This window comes from Frankia sp. AgB1.9 (genome assembly GCF_016786355.1).
Lineage (GTDB): Bacteria > Actinomycetota > Actinomycetes > Frankiales > Frankiaceae > Pseudofrankia.
Genome location: NZ_JADWYX010000054.1, coordinates 1 through 2,283 on the forward strand (window position 1 = coordinate 1; position 2,283 = coordinate 2,283).

Here is a 2,283-nt window from a genome sequence, read left to right on the forward strand (position 1 = left end):
CCTCAAGATCACCCCTGGGTGTATTTCCAGGTGTAAAGCGAGCAAGGATCCCCAGAACGCAACGAAGATCATCGATGTCTATTTGATCTTGTTGGCGCGGGTCTTAACTTAGCGGTATTGCCCTGTGGGGTCCCGCGGTCCGGGATCACAAGCGAGCCGTCGGGGTACTGGACCGGCGCGGACAGCCAACGGCGTACGTACAGCACCACCCACGGCTGATCGGTGTTGGCCTCCACCGCCCTGATGATCAGGTCATGTGGGCAGCTACCGAAGAAGTCCTGGATGTCCAGATCGACAACCCAGTCCCTCTGCCAGCCGCGTTCTCGGCACGCCTGCACCGCATCCAACGCGGACCGCCCCCTGCGATAGCCGTAGGAGCTGTCCTGGAAGACGGCTTCCAAGCGCGGCTCCAGCGTCATTGCCACCACGGTCTGGGCGATCCGGTCGGCCACAGTCGGCACGCCGAGCACACGAACCCCATCACCATGCGCTTTCGGTATCTCCACCGCCTTCACCGGGGGCGGAAAATAGCTGCCCGACGACATCCGGTTCCAGACCTTGTACAGGTTGTTCTTCAGATCCTTCTCAAATGCCGCGATGGACTGCCCGTCCACTCCCGGTGCACCCTTGTTGGCCTTGACCTTCTGGTACGCCGCCCAGACCAGGCCCTTCGATATCCAAAACGGCTTCTCTGTAGACCTCGATGTCTCCACTCGATCCCTCCCAGCGTCGCTGGTTGCCCGAACGAATTCATCATGGACAAGCCGGCCCCTTCGCTCCGCCCTCATTACAGGGCTTCATCGCTACTACGAGCCGGTCCGCCAGCGTGTGCCGCGTCGGTACTCAGCGCCTCCAGTTTTCCGCTGTACAGCGCGCTCCCTCTTTCCGCCCGCCAACCGGCACGGGCAGAGCTATCGACACACGCCTTCCCACGTTCCGCATGAGAGCCGCAGAACAGGCTCACGTCGCCTATATGCCGGGCACCACCTGGCCAGAAGACGGACACCCGCCAGGCTCATTCCCGAAGCTGGATCACATACCCCGGTTTCGATGCCACCATAGTTTTCACGACACGTCTTCGGCGATTCGCTTGCGCTCGTCTTCCTGTTCCCTGCCTGACGCACTCACGGCGCGCCTTTTCCCCGACGCTCACCACCACAGTCGTCAGCTAAAGCAGCTCGGGGTGGCTTGGAGCCTCTCAACCGTCGAGCGGCTCCGAGGGGCCACAAATCCCTCATCTCCCATACAGCACCGCAATCAAGTGCGGCTTACCTATTCGGCCTCACTCTCTTGCGTTCGTGGCGCACTGATCCCAAACCTTGCCTCACAAGGAGTGGAACCCATGGCGATTATTGCAGGTGGGGTGCGGGCTGTGTCCTTCACCCGTCACGGGGTCGGGGCGGCTCGGCTCGCTGCGCAGCGGGAGGCGTTTCGGGTCGCGTGTGCGGAGCGTGGCTGGGCGGCCGGTGGTGAGGTGTGCCAGATCGGTTCGGGTGGCGGCAAGGGTCGCGCCTGGGCGGCGGTGCGCCGGCTGGTGCGGGTGCATCGGTATGACGTGGTCGTGGTCGATGGGCTGGACACGATCGGTGCGTCGGAGGGTGAGATTGCCCGGGAGCTGGTGTTGCTGCGGCATGCCGGGGTGCGGCTGCTGGTCGCGTCGACTGGCTGGGACACGGCGAATCCGACCGTGTCTGACCTGCTCGTGGGCGCGCTGCGCACCGTCGGCGCCGGGGCGGTGGCGGCGTGATTGACGTGCCGTTGGTCCGTGCGGTGGCGCTGCCCGGGAGCGGCTACGGCCTGGAAGTCCTGGTAGGCGCGACTCCAGGTGAGATCGCGTCTGTCGCCTCGGCGTTGCCGCCGGCGGCGTTGGTGAGTCACATGTCCATCGGCGGGGGCGTGAACCTGCTGTTCCGCCGGTTCCCGGCCGGCGTGCCCGACCCTGCGGCCCCGGCCGGTAAGGGTGATGGTGGGCCGGATGCGGTGACGGTGCCGGGCGGCTGGGTGCCTGAGGTCGTCGGGTTCGCGGATCGTGGTCTGACTCCGTACCAGTCGGCGGTGGGCCTGCTGATGACGGCCACGGATGACCCGGCGATATCCGCGCGGATCTTTGCTCTGGTACAGCGCGAGGAACCAGAAACGATGGTCGCACTCGGCAACGTCGTCCGCCCTCGGCACTGCCGCTGCACCTGGCCCGGATAGACCCACCCTCGGCATAGTGACGGGGGGGGGGGCGGCCCCGGGGGGGCCGCCGGGGGGGTGTTGACAAAAGAAGCCGCCGCCCCC

At 65.6% G+C, this 2,283-nt stretch carries 2 protein-coding genes and 1 pseudogene; 2 read left to right on the forward strand and 1 reads right to left on the reverse strand.

Annotated elements, in window-relative coordinates; translation table 11 throughout:
• Positions 1-116: 116 nt before the first annotated feature.
• Positions 117-713, reverse strand: a pseudogene (locus I6A60_RS21735) (reverse transcriptase domain-containing protein); the annotation flags it as partial.
• A gap of 629 nt (positions 714-1,342) precedes the next feature.
• Here I6A60_RS21735 and I6A60_RS21740 point away from each other — a divergent pair.
• Both I6A60_RS21740 and I6A60_RS21745 read left to right on the forward strand, forming a co-directional pair.
• A complete protein-coding gene (locus tag I6A60_RS21740; RefSeq protein ID WP_203023635.1) occupies positions 1,343-1,747 on the forward strand; it encodes a recombinase family protein in 405 nt (134 codons plus the stop codon).
• Positions 1,744-2,199, forward strand: coding sequence for a hypothetical protein (locus tag I6A60_RS21745; RefSeq protein WP_203023633.1), 456 nt, complete (start codon positions 1,744-1,746; stop codon positions 2,197-2,199). Before I6A60_RS21740 ends, I6A60_RS21745 begins: the two co-directional genes overlap by 4 nt.
• Positions 2,200-2,283: the final 84 nt, after the last annotated feature.